Source organism: Desulfovibrio sp. X2, from assembly GCF_000422205.1.
Lineage (GTDB): Bacteria > Desulfobacterota > Desulfovibrionia > Desulfovibrionales > Desulfovibrionaceae > Alkalidesulfovibrio.
In genome coordinates, this window is the sequence record NZ_ATHV01000048.1 from 1 (window position 1) to 2,022 (window position 2,022).

Below are 2,022 nucleotides of genomic sequence, written 5' to 3' on the forward strand. Positions count from 1 at the left end.
AAATCCCGGGCACGGTTGCCGTCAGGGTCCGATTATCGGGACAGTCTCCCCGCCGCCCCGCCGACAAACGGGAATTTCGTCAACGACACCTTCACCCTCTCCTTTGCCGATGCTCCTCAAGTGCGCTCGTGCCAGTCCGCGGGCAAAGGAGCTGCGGGCGGGCGACGGCATACGGCAACGACGCCTTCCCCGGTCGAGGGAAGCGAACCTGAAGGCGTCTCTCCTGGTCGCTCAAAAAGTGCTGGATGCAAGGAGCAAGAAGAATGCAAGCCCGATGCGTATGCTCCAATACGCGAGGGGTTGCATTCTTCGCAGCGACGCCGCAGACGGTGCTTTTTCAGCGACCAGGAAGGAGGGATGGGGTGTGGGGAAGGGGTCCTTCCCTCCCTTCCCCACGAAAAATCAGCGCTCGGCCAGGATCTGTCGCGCGAGGTCGAGGTCGTAGAAGGTGCGGGGGTCGAAGGGCTTCTTCGGCTCGTCCTTGCCGGTGGCGTACATCTGCATGGCCTTTTCGAGCGCGCCCCAGGGCACCCAGCCGTGGTCGTCCCAGAGTTTCGGGTCGTCCTGGTTCCAGAGGCGGAACCAGACGGCGCCCTCTTCCTCCTTCACGTACATGCGCACCCGCTTCTTGGCCGGGTTGGGATAGTAGTAGCGTCCGCGTTCGTCCTTCATGGCAGGCTCCCTGTTGGTCTGCCCGCGTCTTGCCCGCCGCCCGCCGCCCTGTCAAGGCCGGGCAGGGCCCGGGCAGGCACCGGACGGCCGGGCGCGGACGTGCTATGGGAGGGGCGGACACGATCATGCATGGAGGAGGAGCGCATGAAGGGCATCACGGGAGCTTCGGCGGTGGTCACGGGCGGGGCGCAGGGCATAGGGCACGCGGTGGCGCGGGCGTTTCTCGAGGCCGGGGCCGGGGTCGCCGTCTGGGATGCGGACGAGGCGGCGCTCGACTGGGCTGCGGGCGAGCTGTCGCCCCTGGGCCGGGTGCTGCCCGTGGTTGCGGACGTGTCCGACGAGGACTCGGTGGCGCGGGCGGCGGAGCGGACGCTGGCCGCGTTCGGGGGCTGCAGGTTCCTGGTGAACAACGCCGGGATCATGGTGCGCAAGCCCCTGCCGGAGCTTTCCCTGGCCGAATGGAACCGCGTGCTGGGCGTGAACCTGACGGGCGCCATGCTCGCCGTGCGCGCCCTGGCGGGGGCGCTTTCGCAGGCGCGCGGCGCGGTGGTCAACATGGCCTCCACGCGCGCCGTGCAGTCGGAGCCGGACACGGAGTCCTACGCCGCGTCCAAGGGCGGCATAGCGGCCCTGACGCACGCCCTGGCCGTGAGCCTGGGCCCGGCGGTGCGCGTGAACTGCATCGCGCCCGGCTGGATCGACGTGAGCCGCCTGGGGCGCCCGGGCGGCCGCACGCCCCAGGCGCTGCGCGAGGCCGACCATGCGCAGCACCCGGCGGGCCGCGTGGGCAGGCCGGAGGACGTGGCCGCCCTGGCCCTCTTCCTGTGCTCGGACGAGGCGGGCTTCATGACCGGCGAGCGGGTGACGCTCGACGGCGGCATGACGCGCAGGATGATCTACGAGGAATAGCGGGCGGGCGCGTGCCGCGTCCATGAAGAAGGCCGATGGTCCACGGGGTGACCGCACGCGGCACGCGAACCGGGCATTTGCCCGGTTCCGCCGCCAGCGGCAGCCGTTAGGCGAGCGCGCTTTGGCGCGAGCCTTACGGCTGCCGACAGCAGCGATGCGGCAGCCGTTAGGCGAGCGCCATCAGGCGCGAGTCTTACGGATGCCGACAGCAGCGATACGGCGGCATGAGCAAGCCGAAAAAAAAGGGTGAGGGGCAGCGATCATCAGCAGAATACGGCTTTGCGTATTCTGCGGACGTCACACTAGAGAGCCACGGTCAGGTCGCCTGCCTGCTGGGCCTGGTGCAGGGCCTTGTCCAGGCGCGCCAGGAAGCTCTCCAGGTCGTCGTCCTTGCGGCACTCGGCCACGCCGCAGGAGAGCGTCACGCGCACTCCCTTGTCG

The 2,022-nt window shown here is 69.2% G+C and carries 2 protein-coding genes; one reads left to right on the forward strand and one right to left on the reverse strand.

The features are described 5' to 3' along the window. Positions 1 to 402: 402 nt before the first annotated feature. A complete protein-coding gene (locus DSX2_RS13080) occupies positions 403 to 672 on the reverse strand; it encodes a hypothetical protein (RefSeq protein ID WP_020881560.1) in 270 nt (89 codons plus the stop codon). 144 nt (positions 673 to 816) lie between these two features. On the opposite strand from DSX2_RS13080, the gene DSX2_RS13085 reads away from it, so the two are divergent. Further along, on the forward strand, positions 817 to 1,581 hold the full coding sequence (locus tag DSX2_RS13085; RefSeq protein WP_020881561.1) for a glucose 1-dehydrogenase: 765 nt from the start codon (positions 817 to 819) through the stop codon (positions 1,579 to 1,581). The last annotated feature ends 441 nt before the right edge of the window (positions 1,582 to 2,022 follow it).